The sequence below is a fragment of the Pollutimonas bauzanensis genome (assembly GCF_040393045.1).
GTDB lineage: Bacteria > Pseudomonadota > Gammaproteobacteria > Burkholderiales > Burkholderiaceae_B > Pollutimonas > Pollutimonas bauzanensis_A.
Genome location: NZ_JBEBUX010000077.1, coordinates 1 through 18,588, shown reverse-complemented (window position 1 = coordinate 18,588; position 18,588 = coordinate 1). Strand labels below are relative to the sequence as shown.

Below are 18,588 nucleotides of genomic sequence, written 5' to 3'. Positions count from 1 at the left end.
CAGATTGCCTTGGGCAATCAGGGAAAGCGAGTTGGTGTTAATGACTGACATGGATAACTCCTGAGAGGAATAAGTTTGACGAATTTATTTCGCCTGGTCGCCAAGAAGAAAAGAGCCGGTTTTACGCGATGGGCTGCTTGGTACCGCTGTAAAGCAAAGCCGGTTTCTTCCTGTTCATAGGCATTAACGGCGGGGAGCTCAGGAACTTTAGGTGTAACGCAAGGAATTGATTATTTGTTATGTGAGGTGTACCCGATAGCATCAAACTACCAGCATCAATCCGGCTAGTTCTCTGCATACTTCATAAGTTCAAGTCTCTACAATTCACACTAGGGAAAACCCTTATCAAGGGCAATCGTTCTAGTAAAAATTGGAGAAACTGCATGAATTGGCTTGCCAGCCTTACCGTTAGAACCAAGTTGATTGGTTCTTTTTTAATTGTTGCCCTTATCGCCGCCATTATCGGTATGGTGGGCATTAGAGCAACAGGCCAAGTCAATACCATGGCTGCTGGTATGCACGACATAGAGCTTGCGGGGCTTGATCACGCTTCGAGGGCTAATTCGATGCTGGTGGCTGCGGGCCGATCCATGCGTTCGGCTTTGCTCGTGCAAACAATTGGCGACCGGGAAGTCGAGCTCAATAAGATCACCGAGCGCATGGCCGCAGTCAAGGTTGATCTAAATAGGTTGGACGCCTTATTTGTTACCGCAGCCGGAAAAGAGATGGTGGCTCGGGCACATGCTTCGGTGCAGGAATACGAAGCTGGACTTTCTAGAGTATTGGCCGAGCTCAAGCTCGAGGCGCCGGGCCAGGCTGACAAGTCCACCATCGTATTAATGCAAGATGCACGGCCGCTGGGTAATGCCGCTGAAGCTGTCGTGGGCGAGTTGCTTGCAACCAAGCGCGCGAATGCTGAGCGTTTTGCAGCGGAAATTGCCGATGTTTATACCAACACAGTGATTGTTATGAATGTCCTGACGGCTATTGGTGTGCTGATGGCATTGCTGTTGGGGTGGATGCTTACCCGCAGCTTGACCCGTCAATTGGGTGGCGAGCCAGCCCAGGTTGCTGCAATTGCCAACGCCATTGCCGAAGGTGACTTGACCAGACGTATCGATACTTCTCACGCGGTGCAGGGTAGCGTGATGCTTGCCATGAGCACCATGCAGCAGTCTTTGCGTAAGTTGGTTGCTTCGATACTGTCCAGCAGCGATAGCATTGCGACGGGTGCAAACCAGATTGCAGCGGGGAATGCCGACTTGTCTCAGCGTACGGAAGAGCAGGCTGCGAACCTGACCGAAACTGCCGCGGCCATGGAAGAGTTGTCGAGCACGGTGAAAAGCAATGCTGACGTGGCTCAGCAAGCAGCGCAGCGCGCGGCTGCGGCCAGTGTGTCGGCGTCCAAGGGCGGTGAAGTGGTTAATGACGTGGTCGTGACCATGGCCGATATTAATGATTCGTCCAAGCGTATCGTCGATATCATCGGCGTGATCGATAGTATTGCCTTCCAGACCAATATTCTGGCGTTGAACGCGGCAGTTGAAGCTGCCCGCGCAGGTGAGCAGGGCCGCGGCTTTGCCGTGGTGGCGTCCGAGGTGCGCAGCCTGGCTCAGAAAAGTGCGGCAGCTGCCAAGGATGTCAAGACACTGATTGACGAGAGCGTTCTCAACGTAGAAACGGGTAGCAAGCTGGTGGATTCGGCGGGCGAGGCGATGCAGGGCATTGTGGCTGAAATTAAGCAGGTGACTGACTTGATGAGCGAAATCAGTGCGGCAACGAAGGAACAAACCTCGGGCCTGGGCCAGATTAACGATGCAGTGTTGCAGCTTAGCGATGTAACTCAGCAGAATGCAGCGCTGGTAGAGGAGTCGGCCACTGCGTCAGGCAGCTTAAGCGAGCAGGCTAGTTTGCTGCTCGATACCGTAAGCCATTTCAAGGTCAACCATAACGAACGCCAGCCCAGTGTTTCTGTTGCGGCGCCAGTTACTCGGCATGCAGCAGTGGCTCATAAGCGCCTGATGTCCAAGGCGCCGGTCAATGCGGTAAAAGAAGGGGAATGGGAAGAGTTTTAGTGTTTTGCTTTCTATCACCATGGACTTTCCACATATGACAAGACTAACCAATCGCTGTTCTTAGAACCTATGAAATAGATAAGCTGGTCAGGATAGCAATCGGCATATCCATCCAGGCCCTGTATTCGTCATGTGGCGTAAGGGCCAGCAAGGCTAAGAAAAAGGCCGATCTCACAAGAGATCGGCCTTGGGTAACACTAGTTCGCTACTAGCTTGTTAATACAGGACTTGTGGCAGCCACAAACCAATGGCGGGGAACAGGTACAGAAGCACAATGGCAATAATCTGTATGCCCATGAACGGTAGCATCCCCGCAAAGATTTGGTTCAGTGTGACATGCGACGGCGCTACCCCCTTTAAGTAAAACGCCGACATGGCAACGGGTGGCGACAAGAACGCCGTCTGCAGGTTTAGCGCTACCAGCAGCCCGAAAAATAGAGGGTCAATCTGGTAGTGCGCCAATAGCGGCAAAAAGATGGGCATGAAAATCACGATGATTTCTGTCCACTCCAACGGCCATCCCAGCAAGAAGATGACGATCTGGGCCAGGATCATGAATTGCACGGGGGTCAGATCCATGCCTAAGACCCATGTATTGATGATCTCCTGTCCGCCCAGTAAGGCGAACGCCGCCGAGAAAATGCTGGAGCCGACAAACAGCCAGCACACCATGGCGCTGGTCTTGGCCGCCAGATACACCGACTCTTTCAGCATCGGCAGGTTCAGCCGCCGATAGGCCAGGGCCAGCAGGATGCCCCCGAATGATCCCATTGCCGCTGCTTCCGACGGTGTGGCCAACCCGAATACGATACTGCCAAGCACTGCCAGTATCATGATGGCCAGGGGGAAGAACGAGCTCAGCAACATCTTGAATATTTCAAGCCGCGCAAAAGTGAACATTGCGTAGAAGGCGACGAATATGATGGTGCCAATGGCCAGCAGGATCCAGAATGCTGCGGGGGCAGGTCGGCTTTCATTTGCCACTTGCTCTTCGGGTTCAGCTTTCGTAGCCGCAGATTCTGGTGTAGCGGCGGCACTTGCCTCGGGTTCTGCCAATCCTCCTTCGATCTCGGGCTCTTGCAAGCCGCCGCTGTCAAAGTGGCTGGAGCCATCAGTGTCTGAAGCGAAACCCATTTCAACCAAGCCGCTGGCTTGTTGCGGCAGGGGTGCGGTGACGATTTTGTAGCTCAAGCCCATGATAGCGACGAAAACCAGGGCGGGAAGCAGGGCAATGACCAGGTGGTTGAATAGCGTGCGCATAGGCACGGCGGCATTGCGCTTGCCTTTCATTGCACCGATCAGGCCGGGCAGGACACGGTTGCTGATAGTGCGCTTGGTAATTTCAGCGAACTCCGGCAACGTTACCCGGCGCTCTTCCTCGGACAGCGGGGGCGCAGCCTTAGGATTGAGCTTGGCCACGATCATGATGTAGATGACGTATAGCAGCGCCAGCATGATGCCGGGAAAGAACGCGCCTGCGTACAGCTTGACTACTGACACACCGGCGACGGCGCCGTAAACAATCAACAGCACTGAAGGCGGGATCATGATGCCAAGGCAGCCGCCAGCCGTAATGGCGCCGGCGGAGAGCTTTACACTGTATCCAGCCTTGAGCATGGCGGGCAGCGCCAATAGCCCCATCAAGGTAACCACGGCGCCCACGATACCGGTAGCCGTAGCAAATACGGCGCAGGTAACCACGGTTGCTACAGCCAATGACCCTGGCACGCGAGCCATGGCCAGATGCATGCTTCTAAACAGCTTTTCGATCAGGTTGGCACGTTCGACCAAATAGCCCATGAAAATAAACAAGGGCACAGCAATCAGCACATCGTTGGTCATGACCGCATAGGTGCGCAGCACCATCAGGTCCAGCGTTTGTGCGATGGCCTGTTGCGGGCCCATGTTTCGATAGGCCAGGTAGGTAAACATTACCCCCATGCCCATCAGGGTGAAGGCGGTTGGAAAACCCAGCATGATCGTGACAACGATCAGTGCCAGCATGAGTAAACCAAGATGCCCGTTAGTAAGGTCCGCCGGGGACGGCATCAGGACGGCTATGGCAATAACAATTGCGGCCAATATGGAAAGGCCAAACCAGACTTCTTTTCTCATGAATGGCTTCCCTTTTGTTGCTGGATGACGATGGGGTCAAGTTCATTGATGTCTTCGGTGACGTGCACCATATCTTTGAGCTTGTCGACGTCGACTTCTTCCACATCTTTGTCGCGTTTTGGCCAGGAGCCTTTCTTCAGGCACTGTATGCAATAGACGACTTCAACGAATCCCTGGAACAGCAAGGTAATGCCTGCAAGCGGGATGATGGCTTTGAAGGGATATATCGGCGGTCCGTCGGCGGTGATGGTTGAGTGTTCTGCAATCGCCCACGATTCCGCGGCATAGTTGTAGCCAGCCCAACACAATGCCAGCACACCCGGAAAGAAGAACAAAATATAAAGGCTCAGATCCAGTCCAGCCTGCAAGCGAGGGGGGAAAAAGCCATACAGCACGTCTCCGCGCACGTGGCCATTCTTGGACAGGGTATAGGCGCCAGCCATCATGAATAGGGCGCCGTACATCATGTTCATGGCGTCGAACGACCAGGAGTGGGGCGAGCCTAATGCGTAGCGCGAAAAGACTTCGTATGTCACAAACAAGGTAAGCACCAGGACAAACCAGCCAAAAAGCTGTCCTATCCAGGTGTTTACCCGGTCAATAATTAGCAAAATTTTTTGCATGGTAGAAATCACCTTGCTGGGAAGCAGCCGAGTAAAAAATACCACCCTTGCGTTGCCGGGTGGTATTCATAAGTTGCATAGCGCTACGGCTTAGCTCTTTTTGGGTGCGGCTTTACGACCGAAGTAATGGTTGTAGGCCATGCGGCGGTTGTTGTTGGTGTCCATATCCCATGCCATGGCGCGCGCGGCGAAAGCCCTTTGCGATGATTCAATTTCCTTGAACATGGGGTTGGTTTTGCTTTTCTCTTCCACGATCTGGTCCCACACCGTAAGCTGCTGCTGCAGGATGGCGTCGGGTGTTTTGTAGAATTTGACGCCGTCGTCTTTCTGCAGCTTGATGTAGTCTTGCGAGTAGCGGTCAACTGCTTTCCACGACATATCGGCCGATGCCGCTTCCACGCCATTGGCGATAATGGCTTTCATCTTGTCTGGGAGCGCTGCGTATTTTTCTTTGTTGAAGATGATTTCGAAGGTTTCGGACGACTGGTGGAAGCTTTGCAGCATGCAAACCTTGGACACGTCGGGAAAGCCTAGCAGGCGGTCGGATGTGGCGTTGTTGAACTCAGCGCCATCCAGAAGGCCGCGATCCAGAGCCGGTACGATTTCGCCACCTGGCAATGCGTTAACTGCAGCGCCCATGGCGGTGAACAGGTCAATGGCCAAACCGTTGGTGCGGAACTTCAGGCCTTTCAGGTCTTCGGTTTTGGTCACGGGTTTCTTGAACCAGCCGAAAGGCTGGGTTGGCATGGGACCGCTAAGGAAAGACTCAACGTTGCCGCCAATCGACGTATACAGTTTGGCCAGGAGTTCCTTGCCGCCACCGTATTTGTGCCAGGCCAGAATCATGTTGGCGTCCATACCGAAGGCTGGGCCTGATGAAAATAGTGCCAGTGCGTTCTGTTTGCCGTAGTTGTAGCCCAGCACGCCGTGGCCGCCGTCCAGGGTGCCTTTGGATACAGCGTCAAGTAGCGCAAAGGCAGGTACGACCGCGCCGGCTGGCAATACTTCGATTTTTAGTTCGCCGCCTGTCATATCATTGATTTTCTTGGCGAAATCAAGGGCGAATTCGTGGAAGATATCGACCGTTGGCCATGTGCTTTGAAAACGGAAATTGATAGGGGTCTGCGCGCTTACGATAGATGGAAAGCCCATCGATACCACAGCGGCCGTTCCAGCTGCCGCGCCGCCCAAAAACTGCCGGCGCGATGATTTTCCTTGAGTGACTGTGCTGACTTCTGTCGAGCTGCTTTTCATGAGTGTCTCCTGGCCTTTTATATTTACTTTGTGTCGTTGGTTGCAACAAGGTACAAACGTTCAACTGCCGTCGCATTTATAGGCTATTCAAATATGCCAGTCAATAACCTTCAGCTGCGGTAAAACTGCCTTTTGGTGAATCTAAAATTGCCATGAAAGAAAATTGAAAGCCAGTATTCACGCGGCTTTCAACAGCTTGCAAGACGATACGGCCGCCACGCGAATACGCTGTTGACCAGCCATTGATGCAGGGTTATCACGTAGAAATTTGTGCCGGTTTTTTAGGGTTCGCACCTGGCTTTGTATCGTTTTGGCGCAAAAATCAGGCTTAGGCGGGAACCGGTTTCTGAACTGATTCGGGAACGGCAGGCATCTGCGCGGCGTCTAATCGTGCAACATGGGGTCAACCAAGGAGTCGGTATGGATATGTATGGAAACCTGCTTTCATTGCCGGATATTCAGTCCAGCCATGACCGACGGGGCTTGTATATTGACGCGGTCGGCATAAAAGATGTGCGTTATCCGCTGAGCGTAAGTTCAGGTGGGCGTATTACGCCAACCATTGCTTTATTGACCATGACTGTGGAACTGCCGGCTACCGCCAAAGGCACGCATATGTCGCGATTTGTCGAGATACTGGAAGTACAGAAGGCGGCCTTGGATCTGGAGGGCTTCAGGGCGATAGTCCCGGCGATGTTAAGCAGGCTTGATGCGCAAAGCGGCGAAATCCAGATGCGTTTTCCTTACTTTATGACAAAGACCGCACCTGTGTCGGGTGTGCAAAGCCAGCTCGACTATGACGTATGCTGGACAGCAAGCAGGCGCGACGCCGGAGCGGTCGGGTTGCGCATGAAGGTAAGCGTGCCTGCTACGAGCTTGTGCCCTTGTTCGAAAGAGATTTCCGCATACGGTGCCCATAACCAGCGTTCGCATATTCACATTGAAGTCGATCTCGAACAGCTCGTTTCAATCGAGGAGCTGGTGGCCATTGCCGAGCGTGGCGCTTCCTGCGAGGTATACGGCTTGCTTAAAAGGGCAGACGAAAAATATGTCACGGAACGGGCTTACGATAACCCCAAGTTTGTCGAAGACTTGGTGCGCGATGTGGCGCTGGCGTTGGATCAGGATGCGCGTATCAACGGCTTTACCGTAGAAGCGGAAAATTTCGAATCCATACATAACCATTCAGCTTTCGCGCGTATTGTTCGCAAAGGGGAAGCACATGACCATTCATGAGGCGACACTGATATCCAGCAGCGAGGTGGCAAAAGGAACCTCGGCATTTTGCTTTTCGAAGCCGATCGGCTTTACCTTTAAAGCTGGCCAGGCGATAGACTTGATTTTGCTCGCTCCAGACCTTCCCGTTGGTCAAGGCGAACGCCATACCTTCTCGATCGTCAGCGCGCCGTTTCAAAACGAGTTGTGCATAACGACAAGAATGCGCGACAGTGCCTATAAGCGCAGGCTCGGCTCCTTGCGTTCAGGTGCCTTGGTACATATTGAAGGCCCTTTTGGTTCGCTGGTGCTGCATAACAAAACAAGCCGGGCGGGGGTGTTGATTGCCGGTGGAATCGGTATTACCCCTTTCATGAGCATGTTGCGCCAGGCGGCGCACGACGCTTTGCCGCAGGACTTATTGCTGGTTTATTCCAACCGGCGTCCTGAGGACGCTGCCTTTTTGCAAGAGCTTGGATCGCTGGAGCAAAAAAACCGCCGCTTTCGCATGCTGGCCACCATGACGCAAATGGCCAACTCGAGTCAGGCTTGGTCGGGTGAAACGAGTTTGTTGAATGAAAGCATGCTGAAAGACGTGATGGCCGGTCTAGCCGAGCCAGTGGTTTATCTGGCAGGCCCACCCGCTATGGTCGCTGCCGTCAGGCTAACTTTGAGTAAAGCGCGTGTTGATGATGACGATATCCGGACTGAAGAGTTTTACGGATATTGACAACCTGGCGCTATCGGGACAGGCACAAAACATAAGGGTCACCGCGGCCTTTGTTTAAGTACCCTTCAATGAAAAGCTTTCTTTTGATCATGTCATAAGAAAAATGGGTGCCGTGCTCTGGGCGGTATTCTTTATAGAAGGGTGGCTTGAGCGATTCCATAAGCACCTCAGGCGCATCGCCGCTGAGCCGGAAAGAAACGGGCATAGGTACTTTGGTCAGTCGCCATTTATCGCCCGCTTTGGCGGAAATAGTCAGTTCTGCCCGGGTATCTTGCGCTGTTCCGTAGGGAAGCCTCGCATCGTGCATGAACCCGACGATAGCTTCAGCACCCTCGACACGGTTCTTGTTTGCCATTTTCTACTCACATCAATTGCTGGAGCGTCATTTTAGCGTTGTTCACCGGTTTTTTCCTCTCCCTCGAAAACCAGCTTATCCCCATCATCTTTTAAGACAAGCAATGCTGTGCCATTGAGCCCTTCATTGATCTTGCTCCGCAGCGCCAGGATAACCTCTGCCCGTTTAGTCTCGATGGTTTCAGCCGGAACGAGAATCCGATGCTTGAGGCTTTTCAGGTAAATCAGGCATGCGTTATCGTTGTCCGTATTGGTGTATCCAATAATTTGGCCTCCCATACCCTTGGCAAGTTCCTGGATAAATTTCTCGTAGCTCATCTGATAGCCCGTCCAGCATAGTGAAGCGCCTTCCGCAATTCGGAACGTGCTCATCTTAGGAAGCCGCCGGCACGCCGCCTAGATGCCGTTTCACCAGCCGATATAGTATTTTTGACAGGGTTCAAAGTTTCCAGGACAAGGTTATGCTTGGCTAGGCCAGTTTCGCTTGTATAAGCTGTTCTTGTTTGATATTGGCAACGCCATCAACGACGCACTTGTCCTGGACAATGAATGAACAATACCGCCCGCGTACCTACCTCTCATCGCCGACATCTTCAGCAGATTATTTCCGGCTTATCGGAAGGAGTCATACTTATTGATCTCGATCGAACTATTGCATGGGCAAACGGTACGGCGCTGGCCATGCATGGGGTGAACGAACTAGAGGACCTTGGCGGCACATTAGTGGGTTACCGGAAAAAGTACCAGCTCAAGTATAGAAATAACCACCGTCTTTTAGCGACGCAATACCCGATGGAACGCACCCTTAATGGTGACGAATTCACCGATATGGTGGTCGAGCTTGCCTCGGTGGACGACGACGAGTTTCGGCGAGTGCTTCAGGTTAGCGGCCTGGTTTTGCGCGACGATGCAGGCACGGCCGAGTCTGCGGTATTGGTAATGCAAGACGTCACAGAGCGGTATAACGCTGAGGAGCGCTTCGAGAAAGCCTTTAATGCGAATCCCGCGCCTGCCGTAATATGCCGCTTGTCCGATTTGCGTTATGTGAAAGTGAATCAGGGTTTCCAGGATATGACGGGCTACACCCGAGATAAAGTCATAGGCAGTTCCGTATACGAAATCGATGTGCTCGAGGGGGTACAGGATAAAGACGCTGCCATTGAACGCCTTAACGAAGGCAAGACCATCCCGCAAACAGAGGCCATGCTTAGGCTTCCGGATGGAAGTAAAAAAGCGGTCATCGTCGCTGGCCAGACTATCGAGGTCGAAGACGAGGCATGCATGCTGTTTACCTTCAACGACCTCGACCCAAGAAAGAAGGTGGAAGACGAGTTGCGACAAATGGAGGAGCGCTTTTCCAAGGCCTTCCGGCTGGCACCGGTACCTATGACGGTCAGCACCCTGGAAAATTTCAGTTTGCTTGAGGTCAATGACGCTTTCCTGACGGCTACGGGTTATACGGTTGAAGAAGTCATGGCCAGCGATACGGCCTACCTTGCCGTTTGGGCAAATCCCCAGGAATACCGACAGCTGCAGGCTTTACTGGAAAAAACGAATAGTGTGCGCAATTACGAAATCCAGTTGCTCACCAAAGAGGGGGCGTTAATCGATTGTATTGCTTCGGCCGAAACCGTCACCATAAACGGCAAACGCTGCGTGCTCGGCGTTATGCAGGACATTACGCAACGTAAACAGTCAGAGGTCGAGCTTATCGCGGCGATCGAAACCGTGATGCAAGACACGTCATGGTTCAGCCGCACCGTTATCGAAAAACTGGCCCAAATTCGGCGGCCGCAAGGTCAGGCTGGTAGCAGAAGTGAACTGGCCGACCTGACGCCCCGCGAACGCGAAGTGCTTGGGTTGATTTGCCAGGGATTGGATAACGACGAAATAGGTGGCGCTTTGCAGTTATCGCGCAATACGGTGCGCAATCACATAGCAACCATTTATAGCAAAATCGACGTTCATCGGCGTAGCGCCGCCATAGTGTGGGCGCGGGATCGTGGCATTATCGGCTACGAAAAGCCTGTTGATCGCAAAAAACATCAGGCAAAAGTTAAAAAACACTAGATCAGTTAGTGCAGACTAGTCTTTCTGCTTCTTTTTACCTTGCGTATTGTGGTGACATCCGCAGTCGTTGAGTAGGTTGACGTTTCGTCATACGACTTGCAACGGCCAAGCGGATTCATGAGTCATTCAACAAGGAGCGAACATGGATAACGATCGTATTAAAGGCGCAGCCAAAGAAGTGAAGGGCACAGTCAAGGAAGCCGTTGGAAAGGTGACTGGCGACCGTGAGACCGAAAACGAAGGCAAAGCCGATAAAGTCGTCGGAAAGGTGCAGCGCAAGGTAGGCGAGACCAAAGACGACCTACGCGATGCGCTTGATAAGTAAGTTATGACACCTTGGCGGGCGCGCGGTTGCGTGCCCGCCACCACATCAAGACACTTCCCATACCGCTGATGCCAGGCCGATCAACATCATGATTGCTGAAGCAATAAACCACCTGACGGTTTTCTTGTATTCATATTCGTCATCGTCTTTAACCGACAGGGATCGATATAAAGCAGTGATTTGCAGCACTATCGCCAGCACCAGCGTTGTAGCAGGAAGAATGGATTGAAGTGTCCATTCCCCCGGAGCTTCGAACCCCCAATACCTAAGAAAACTAAGTGAAAAGCCGAGCAGCACGGTGATCGCCGTGATGATTCCTGGCCGGTAGCCTTGGGGCAAGGGTTTGCCAGGCCGCTTGTTGCCTGGCGTTTCTTCAGCGTCGATTTTTTCGAGTTCTGTCATCAAGGCACCCGCTGTCGTTGTGCCTATCCTAGCAAAATTCCGGTGTTAGAAGCTTAGGGAAGTTTTGCACTTTGTAAGGTGATTCTGACCTTGCTAAACCTTCAGGTTGCGAGGGCGGTGCAGGCCCGAGCATACGGGTAAGGGTGTCGTCTTTGAGGTGATGGCGATGGATCAGCACCATATTGACATGGCCGGCGATCAGGGCAAGCAGGCTCCAAGCCAGTACGCCGTGGAGCAAGTCAGCTGGCGCCATAGTGCCAGTGCTGGAATCAACAGCATTAGGCCGTACAGCGTGATCATGCGCATTACAAGTCCGAAAAAGGCTTGCAAGAATCTGCTATAAGAAGGGCTATAGCATTAATGTAGGGCCAGGGAAATGTACATTCAAAAGTTTAGCCGATGCGGCGCGGCGCTGTTTTTCGCCACACTCGTTTCAGGGTGCTCTGTGATCGGGCTTGATGACTCGTCGGGTCGTGATAGCGAGTGCGAACGGAACCGCAGCAGTTGCATGCACGAGGGATCGTATGAGCCTGGAGAACGGGAGTATGCCGAGCAGGAGGCGAAAGATCTGAATCGGGCCGCGTCCCAAAAATTGCGTCGCAGGTCTGGCTGGTGATCGTGCCCCGCGCTATTCGGCAGTCGGCACTAGCTTGAATCCGCAGGTGAATCCCCATTTGTCTGTATGACACACCCAAACGGTATCGCACTCGAGGCATCGGTATTGGGTGTCGTATCCGCCATCGGCGCTTAGACTGGGGCGTTGCCCCTGTATGCGCATGTATTTATGCGGCGCGATATTACCCGGTAGCGTCGCCACTTCTGCACAGGCGGCGCATATCGTTGGTGTTGAGTGAGGCATGGACCTCCTTGCTCAGGGCTTTCGAGATACTCTAGTGCGCCACCTTTGGCTGGCACAATAGGCCGTCTGCCTGATTCCTTTTACGGAAGAGGTGATCACACAGTAATTCATGAAATGGTCAAACGGCTGGCGTAAGGTGGGCAGCCAAGCTAGTTTTGAGCCCACCATTTATGACCCTCCTGTGTTCCATCTGCGGCCGGCATATTCATGCCATTCTCGCTGTCGCCATATCGGCGCTGACATTGACCATATCCCCGACTGCCGGTGCGCGCCAGGGGCAGTCCGTGCAAACATTGCGCTTTATCGGCGAGCAACAGATTCCGCACAAGCAGTTGTTTCAGCACACCACCGTGGGTGGACTTTCCGGGATTGACTACGATGCCAGGGTAGATGCCTGGATCCTGGTTAGTGACGACCGTTCCGATTTTAATGTGGCTCGTTTTTACACGGCGACGTTGACTTACGACGCGCAGTCGTTTTCTTCGGTGGCGCTGACAACGGTGACACCTTTCAGGCAGCCAAATGGTGAATCCTATTCAAGTCGCTGGAAGTCGGGCGAGATTGCGGATGTGGAAGCTGTTCGGTTTGATCCCATGGACAACAGCATTTGGTACACCAGCGAGGGCGAACGCCTGCGGGGATTGAATCCGTTCATTCGACGAGCTTTACGGTCGGGGGAGTTCATTGAAGAGCTGATTGCGCCACCGATGTTTTCTATGCGACGTGGTCAGAAGGTGGGTTCGCGCAACAACCTGACATTTGAAGGCATGACCTTTGCGCGAGATGGGCAGTCTCTTTGGGTGGCAATGGAGGGGCCTATTTGGCAAGACGGTTCAGTACCGACATCATCGGCGGGGGCTATGGCGCGGATCACTCAATACAGTCGTGGCGGACAGATGCTCAGGCAAGTGGCATACCCCATTGATGCCATCCCCGGGGTGCCTGCCAGTGGCAAATTCGGCGATAACGGGGTCACAGAAATACTGGCAGTCGATGATGAGCGGTTTTTAATTGCTGAGCGCGCGGCAGTGCAAAACGCCGCCGGTCAGTACAGCAACTTCATTCGTATCTACGAAATAGAAACTTCGGGTGCCACGGATGTGAGTGGTGTAGTTTCATTGATGAGCGCTGGTTTTCAGCCTGTGACCAAGCGGCTGGTGCTCGACCTGGCGACGCTTGGCTTGCCCAAGCTGGATAATATTGAAGGCATGGCGTGGGGGCCTAAGCTTGGCAATGGGCACGACAGCTTGGTATTGGTGTCGGATGATAATTTCAATGCCAGTCAGGTAACGCAGTTCCTGGCATTTGAAGTGCTTTTGCAAAGGCCGCTACTTTGTAGGCTCATGCATTAACCCCCTTCATGCCTTCTTCAGTATAGCGTTCCCCCGCCACCGGCAAGGCGACGACGGCCCGGTTCAATTCGGCGAGCTCGCCGGGTTCCAGGTTCACCGACAGCGCGCCCAGGTTATCGTGCAGATGAGGGATACGCGTGGTGCCGGGAATGGGCACGATGTCATCGCCTTGCGCCAGTAGCCATGCCAGGGCGATTTGTGCGGTCGTGCACGTTTTACGCACCGCCAGAGCGGCGATGACATCCACCAGCGAGCTATCTTTAGTGTGCAGATACTGGGCTTTGTCGGCGAGCCAGAGGTCGGCCTTATCTGCGGATGAGCAACAGCATTTGGGGCTGTAGTGGTTTTGGGGGGCGTTATTCCCGATGGCGTGACGCCGCCTTGTTGTGCGATGCATTTTGGCACGCATCAGCGATGCGCGTGATGCTCATTTTTCGCTGCTTCGGCATCCTTGGAAAAGGGTTGCAAGTGCGACAGAAAGGTTTCGGTCGACGCACGCCACGAGAACTTTTCCGCATGAGCGCGAGCCCGTTCGCGTGGGATGTTTAGCGCGCTTAGGCAAGCCTGGCGGAGATCTTCGCTCATAACCCCGGCATCGGAGTCGCCCAGTACGTCGATAGGGCCGGTGACGGGGTAGGCGGCGACCGGACACCCGCATCCCATCGCTTCCAGCAAGACCAGCCCAAAGGTATCGGATCGGCTGGGAAAGACGAAAACATCAGCCGCGTTATAAAGGCTGGCTAGCGCAGACTGATCGAGTACGCCGGTAAATCGTACTGCGGGATAACGTCTTTTCAGGTCGTTTAATAGGGGGCCCGCGCCGGCGACCCATTTGGTGCCAGGCAAATCCAGCTTTAGGAACGCCTCGATATTTTTCTCAATGGAAACCCGGCCAACGCATAGGAAAACTGGCGGTTTTTCCTCGTTGGGAAAGGGCGGCCCAGGCTTGAACAGATCCAGATCCACGCCGCGCGACCATAGTACAACCTGGCTAGCAGGAAAACCGTATGTTTCCAGGTCGCGCTTGACGACCGGCGTGGGTACCATGACGGCGGTCGCCGGCCCATGAAACCAGCGCAAGAAACGATAGGACCATGACAGTGGCAAACCAATGCGTGCCTGTATGTATTCGGGAAAACGGGTGTGATAGGCGGTGGTGAATGACAGGCCGCGCTGCAGCGCATACGCGCGTGCGGCCATGCCAAGCGGACCTTCGGTGGCGATGTGCAAGGCATCAGGTGCTATGGAATCAATTCGGGCTGCAACCCGGCGTTTGGAGGCCAGGGACAGACGAATTTCGGGGTAAGTAGGACAAGCAATCGTACGAAAATCCAGCGGCGTCAGCAGATGTACTTCATGCCCCATGCGGCTTAGTTCAAGCTGTGTTTGTATCAGGGTGCGTACTACGCCGTTTACCTGTGGCTCCCAGGCGTCGGTCACGATCATGATATTCAATTGTATGGAACTCCTTCCGTCGGGCTGCTGGCCGGGTCTGTGACGGAGGTTGTCGTGACTTGAGTCTTGGTGCTTGTCGCTTTAACCTTTGCGGGCAGTGGAGGGACCCACGTGATGATTTCCAGGCGCCCATCCCAGTGTTCGACCAGGGCGGTGCGGCTTTCTACCCAATCGCCATCGTTGCAGTACAGAATACCGTCGATATCCCGAATTTCCGCCTTATGGATGTGCCCGCAAACCACACCATCGAAGTTGCGCTGGCGGGCTTCGTGTACCAGCGCTTCCTCGAACGCGGTAATAAAGCGCACGGCATTTTTCACCTTATGCTTCAAGTACTGAGACAGGGACCAATATCCCAGACCCATACGCGCTCGGGCGCGGTTGTACCAACGGTTGAACTTTAATGCCAGGGTATATAAATGATCGCCGACGTAAGCCAGCCATGGCGCATATTGAATGACGCCGTCAAACAGGTCGCCGTGCGTCACCCATAGTCGTTTGCCTGTCAGCGTGATGTGTTCGGTTTCGTGCATCACTTCAATGCCGCCGAAATGCAGGTTGGCGTAATCCCGCGCAAAGGAATCGTGATTGCCTGGAATGTAGATTACCCGAGTCCCCTTGCGGGCTTTGCGCAGAATTTTTTGCGCAACATCATTATGCGATTGTGGCCAGTACCAGCGGCCCTTTAATTGCCAGCCATCGACAATGTCGCCCACTAAATATAAGGTGTCGGACTCGTGCTGTTTCAGGAAGTCCAGTAGCGGTTCGGCCTGGCACCCAGCGGTTCCCAGGTGCAGATCCGAAATCCATATGGCACGAAAGTGCGTGACGTTTTCTAGGTTTTCAGCCAAGAGATTGTTTACAGGCAAATGAATAATGTTTGCATTACACCTGCAGTGCATGACGCTGGCGTGACAAAAACAAGTAATAGAAGTTCATGTTGCGTGCTTGTCACACAGATTACGGGAGGCTTTTGTCCTACTGTCAATTCGTGATGCGGGTAAGAGCCAGGCGTCGTCGCAACACCGAACGTCTCAGGCTGTCTCGCATCCGGCGCCGGAAATTTCGGACACGAGAGCAAAATGAGGGGACAAGAAACAGAAAAGGGCTTAGCGAGTGATCGCTAAGCCCTTGATATTCCTTGGTGGCGCATCCCTGATTCGAACAGGGGACCTGCGGATTATGATTCCGTATCATAGAGTCGCTTTGTATGCGCTTTACCTTCGCAATCAAAGGCTTAAGCCGCGTTGGTTGCGCTATAGAGGTGCTTTATTTCGCTATGCTGTTGACAGTTGGTTGACACTATTCTGCTGCCAAAATGACGACAACTCTATTTGAGTTGATTAGCACTTGGGTTCTTGGGGATCGGACTGATATACCAAATTTTGTTACAGTATGTGTTTTGTCTAGCCTAGCGGCCGCGTGCCGGCAAGCCGGACGCTATCAAAATAAGAACGACAGGGGCGGAAATGATCACGCGCGGTTCAGAATGGCATCGCTGGGAGCCACATATCCATGCGCCCGGCACGGTACTCAATGATCAATTTAAGGCAGGTGACTGGGACGGTTATTTAAAGGCGCTCGAAAACGCAGCACCTTCCATCGAAGCTATTGCCATCACTGACTACTATACAACGGCGCTGTACGAGGAAGTGCGTCGGCACAAGGACGAAGGGCGACTGTCGGGCATTTCTCTAATCATCCCCAACATTGAGGTGCGCCTCGACGTCGCAGCCAAAAATGGCTTTGTGAACCTGCATTTGCTGGTGAGTCCCGACGACCCGGATCACGTCATTGAAATTCGAAGATTCCTCTCTCGCCTTCATTTCTCGGCACACAACGACAGGTTTGACTGTACGCCCGAGGACTTGACTCGCCTTGGTAGAACCGCTGATAAAACCATCAAGGACGACCGTGTTGCTCTCGCCCATGGCGCCACTCAGTTTAAAGTCAACTTCGCAACGCTTCGTGCGACCTATGCTGAAAGTGCTTGGGCAAAGGCCAACATACTGATTGGTGTCGCCGGAGGATCGGGGGATGGCACATCTGGTCTGCGCCAAGCCGCAGACCAAACCATACGGCAGGAGATTGAAAAGTTCGCACACTTTATTTTCACCAGCAGCCCTGCGCAGCGTGAATTCTGGCTCGGTCTACGTGATCTTAGCGTTCAGCAATTGCAAGACCGATACGGCGGCTGTAAGCCGTGTATGCACGGCAGCGACGCGCACAACCTCGCTGCCGCAGCGCGACCTATGGGAGATCGGTTTTCCTGGATCAAGGGAGCACTGACGTTCGAGGCACTTCGTCAGGCTTGCATCGATCCGGCCAGCAGATCCAGTGTTGGGTTCGAGCCACCAAAAACCGCAATGCCTTCGCAGGTGATTTCCAAGATCGACATCGAAAGTGCTAGTTGGTCAGCCACCAAGTCAATACCACTGAATCCGGGCTTGGTTGCAATCATCGGCGCACGTGGCTCCGGTAAGACGGCTCTCGCCGACATGATTGCGGCAGGATGCGATGCCATCGGTGAGAATGCCTGGCGCGAAAATGGAGACGTCAGCGCGTCATTTCTGGTCAGGGCACGTCCGCTCATCGGTGACAGCAAAGTCAACTTATATTGGGGTGGCGGAGATGCAACGGACCGTCATCTCGATGGCAGAGACATCAACGACACTTGGATATACCCCCGCGCGCGTTATCTCTCCCAGCAATTCGTAGAGGAGCTGTGCTCTTCGAGAGGTGCGTCCGAAGGTCTCGTCCGCGAGATTGAGCGCGTGATCTTCGAGGCACATGAGGGTGACGAAAAAGAAGATGCTTTCGATTTTGAGCAACTGCGTGAGCACCGAACGCTGCGCTTTCAGCAAGCGCGCGAGCGCGAGGTTGAGGCAATTGCCGCGATCTCGGATCGCATCGCTGCCGAAATTGAAAAGGAGTCGCTGGTCGCAAGCCTTAAGTCCCAGGTCGGAAGCAAGGAAACCCTTATCAAGGGCTACAGCACCGACTTAACCAAGTTCGTGCTGAAGGGTACGGAAGTCCAAGCCAATCGACACAGTCAACTAAGCGCCGCCGTACAAGCGCTGACCACCCGCATTACAGCATTCTCTGCGCAGCGCAGGACGTTCTCTGCTATGCAGGATGAGGTGGAAAACACCCGTGCAGCCAAAGCGCCAGAAATGCTGCGTCAGGCTATAGCGAGGTATCCGGGAAGTGGTCTGAACGACGCCCAATGGGACTTGTTCCTGCTGGTGTACAAAGGCGATGTTGACAACGCGCTGGCTGTCTACATTGAGTGGGCCGACAAACAGATTGCGAGTCTGACTGGCATCGCCGTGCCCGAAGGAGACCCGAGCGTCATGCTGATCACGCCCGACGCCGATCTCTCCACGCTTACGCTTTCGGTACTCAAGGCGGAGATGGGTCGGTTGGAGAAGCTGATCAGTGCAGATACTGTCGTGCGAAACCAGTACACCTCACTCTCCAAGCGGATTGCCACCGAAAACAAGGCGTTGCAGACTTTGAAGTCTCAGTTGACAGACGCCGAAGGCGCTGCGGTGCGACGTAAGGCGCTTCAGAAGGAACGCGAGGACGCCTATGGACGTGTGTTCGCGGCAGTCATTAGCGAACAACAGGCCCTTGTTGATCTGTACGCGCCTCTCATGGCGCGGCTCGCGGCTACCAGCGGTACCCTAAAGAAGTTGAGCATCGGAGTGTCCCGCACCGCCGACGTCGCGCGCTGGGCGTCCCATGGTGAAGAGCATC

At 53.7% G+C, this 18,588-nt stretch carries 18 protein-coding genes; 7 read left to right on the top strand and 11 right to left on the bottom strand.

Annotated features, from left to right (window positions below; translation table 11 throughout):
- Nucleotides 1-383: 383 nt before the first annotated feature.
- The gene (locus ABWO67_RS12705) at nt 384-2,075 is read left to right on the top strand and encodes a methyl-accepting chemotaxis protein (RefSeq protein ID WP_353152085.1); all 1,692 of its coding nucleotides are present in this window, start codon (nt 384-386) and stop codon (nt 2,073-2,075) included.
- A 216-nt stretch (nt 2,076-2,291) separates the two neighbouring features.
- On the opposite strand, the gene ABWO67_RS12700 is transcribed toward ABWO67_RS12705, so the two are convergent.
- The 3 genes from ABWO67_RS12700 to ABWO67_RS12690 form a co-directional block, all read right to left on the bottom strand.
- Nucleotides 2,292-4,190, bottom strand: coding sequence for a TRAP transporter large permease (locus tag ABWO67_RS12700; protein WP_353152084.1), 1,899 nt, complete (start codon nt 4,188-4,190; stop codon nt 2,292-2,294).
- On the bottom strand, nt 4,187-4,813 hold the full coding sequence (locus tag ABWO67_RS12695; RefSeq protein WP_353152083.1) for a TRAP transporter small permease subunit: 627 nt from the start codon (nt 4,811-4,813) through the stop codon (nt 4,187-4,189). The genes ABWO67_RS12700 and ABWO67_RS12695 overlap by 4 nt, the downstream gene beginning before the upstream one ends.
- A gap of 90 nt (nt 4,814-4,903) precedes the next feature.
- Complete coding sequence (locus ABWO67_RS12690; RefSeq protein WP_353152082.1) at nt 4,904-6,067, bottom strand: TRAP transporter substrate-binding protein; 1,164 nt, start codon at nt 6,065-6,067, stop codon at nt 4,904-4,906.
- A gap of 420 nt (nt 6,068-6,487) precedes the next feature.
- Here ABWO67_RS12690 and folE2 point away from each other — a divergent pair, with 420 nt between their 5' ends.
- Together folE2 and ABWO67_RS12680 are read left to right on the top strand one after the other, a co-directional pair.
- Complete coding sequence (gene folE2, locus ABWO67_RS12685; protein ID WP_353152081.1) at nt 6,488-7,303, top strand: GTP cyclohydrolase FolE2; 816 nt, start codon at nt 6,488-6,490, stop codon at nt 7,301-7,303.
- Nucleotides 7,290-8,012, top strand: a complete 723-nt coding sequence (locus ABWO67_RS12680) for an FAD-dependent oxidoreductase (protein ID WP_353152080.1) — start codon at nt 7,290-7,292, stop codon at nt 8,010-8,012. Before folE2 ends, ABWO67_RS12680 begins: the two co-directional genes overlap by 14 nt.
- Before the next feature lie 10 nt (nt 8,013-8,022).
- On the opposite strand, the gene ABWO67_RS12675 is transcribed toward ABWO67_RS12680, so the two are convergent.
- Both ABWO67_RS12675 and ABWO67_RS12670 read right to left on the bottom strand, forming a co-directional pair.
- Nucleotides 8,023-8,367: a hypothetical protein gene (locus tag ABWO67_RS12675; RefSeq protein ID WP_353152079.1), complete on the bottom strand. Its 345-nt coding sequence runs from the start codon at nt 8,365-8,367 to the stop codon at nt 8,023-8,025.
- Between the two features lie 32 nt (nt 8,368-8,399).
- Complete coding sequence (locus ABWO67_RS12670; protein WP_353152078.1) at nt 8,400-8,738, bottom strand: hypothetical protein; 339 nt, start codon at nt 8,736-8,738, stop codon at nt 8,400-8,402.
- 177 nt (nt 8,739-8,915) lie between these two features.
- Between ABWO67_RS12670 and ABWO67_RS12665 the strand changes: the two genes are divergently transcribed.
- Both ABWO67_RS12665 and ABWO67_RS12660 read left to right on the top strand, forming a co-directional pair.
- On the top strand, nt 8,916-10,436 hold the full coding sequence (locus ABWO67_RS12665; RefSeq protein WP_353152077.1) for a helix-turn-helix transcriptional regulator: 1,521 nt from the start codon (nt 8,916-8,918) through the stop codon (nt 10,434-10,436).
- A gap of 142 nt (nt 10,437-10,578) precedes the next feature.
- Nucleotides 10,579-10,761, top strand: coding sequence for a CsbD family protein (locus tag ABWO67_RS12660; protein WP_353152076.1), 183 nt, complete (start codon nt 10,579-10,581; stop codon nt 10,759-10,761).
- Nucleotides 10,762-10,806: 45 nt separating this feature from the next.
- On the opposite strand, the gene ABWO67_RS12655 is transcribed toward ABWO67_RS12660, so the two are convergent.
- From ABWO67_RS12655 to ABWO67_RS12645, 3 genes are all read right to left on the bottom strand, one after another.
- A complete protein-coding gene (locus ABWO67_RS12655) occupies nt 10,807-11,163 on the bottom strand; it encodes a hypothetical protein (protein ID WP_353152075.1) in 357 nt (118 codons plus the stop codon).
- A 28-nt stretch (nt 11,164-11,191) separates the two neighbouring features.
- A complete protein-coding gene (locus tag ABWO67_RS12650; RefSeq protein ID WP_353152086.1) occupies nt 11,192-11,497 on the bottom strand; it encodes a cytochrome b/b6 domain-containing protein in 306 nt (101 codons plus the stop codon).
- 294 nt (nt 11,498-11,791) lie between these two features.
- The gene (locus ABWO67_RS12645; RefSeq protein ID WP_353152074.1) at nt 11,792-12,022 is read right to left on the bottom strand and encodes a hypothetical protein; all 231 of its coding nucleotides are present in this window, start codon (nt 12,020-12,022) and stop codon (nt 11,792-11,794) included.
- A gap of 170 nt (nt 12,023-12,192) precedes the next feature.
- On the opposite strand from ABWO67_RS12645, the gene ABWO67_RS12640 reads away from it, so the two are divergent.
- Entirely contained in the window at nt 12,193-13,374 is a 1,182-nt protein-coding gene (locus ABWO67_RS12640; protein WP_353152073.1) for an esterase-like activity of phytase family protein, read from the top strand.
- Here the strand turns inward: ABWO67_RS12640 and ABWO67_RS12635 are convergent.
- Genes ABWO67_RS12635 through ABWO67_RS12625 form a run of 3 tightly spaced genes read right to left on the bottom strand, consistent with a single transcriptional unit; the run spans nt 13,364 to nt 15,680 of the window.
- Nucleotides 13,364-13,771, bottom strand: a complete 408-nt coding sequence (locus ABWO67_RS12635) for an aldo/keto reductase (protein WP_353152072.1) — start codon at nt 13,769-13,771, stop codon at nt 13,364-13,366. The two genes, ABWO67_RS12640 and ABWO67_RS12635, sit on opposite strands and share 11 nt — an antisense overlap.
- Before the next feature lie 11 nt (nt 13,772-13,782).
- A complete protein-coding gene (locus ABWO67_RS12630) occupies nt 13,783-14,829 on the bottom strand; it encodes a glycosyltransferase family 4 protein (RefSeq protein WP_353152071.1) in 1,047 nt (348 codons plus the stop codon).
- Nucleotides 14,826-15,680, bottom strand: coding sequence for a UDP-2,3-diacylglucosamine diphosphatase (locus ABWO67_RS12625; RefSeq protein WP_353152070.1), 855 nt, complete (start codon nt 15,678-15,680; stop codon nt 14,826-14,828). Before ABWO67_RS12625 ends, ABWO67_RS12630 begins: the two co-directional genes overlap by 4 nt.
- Nucleotides 15,681-16,298: 618 nt before the next feature.
- On the opposite strand from ABWO67_RS12625, the gene ABWO67_RS12620 reads away from it, so the two are divergent.
- The coding region (locus tag ABWO67_RS12620) for a TrlF family AAA-like ATPase (protein ID WP_353152069.1) at nt 16,299-18,588 on the top strand (2,290 nt) is incomplete at its 3' end.